Consider the following 376-nt stretch of genomic DNA (forward strand, 5'->3'; position numbering starts at 1 on the left):
TTTATTAGAGCTATTCCAGGAAGCCGGGGCACCCAAAGGTCTGGTGCAAATGATTCATGGTGGCAAAGACCAGGTTCACCAACTTATTAAACATCCTGATATTCTGGCGACCTCATTTGTTGGTTCAGTACCTGTTGCCAAAGATGTGTATCTAACAACCACTCGCGAGATGAAGCGTGCTCAATGCTTTGCCGGTGCGAAAAATCACATGGTCGTACTTCCTGATGCCGACAAAGACACCGTCATGAACGCATTAGTCGGCGCTACGGTTGGCGCTGCCGGACAACGCTGCATGGCAATTAGCGTGATTGTTTTTGTTGGCGAAACAATCGTCTGGGCAGATGAGCTCGCTGAACGCCTAAAAGCGGTTAAGCCC

General features: G+C 49.5%; 1 protein-coding gene. It reads left to right on the forward strand.

Going from position 1 to position 376, the window contains the following annotated elements; translation table 11 throughout:
* A partial coding sequence (locus tag A3757_RS24660) for an aldehyde dehydrogenase family protein (RefSeq protein ID WP_156506571.1) occupies positions 1-376 on the forward strand: 376 nt, incomplete at both ends.

The organism is Oleiphilus sp. HI0117 (assembly GCF_001635235.1).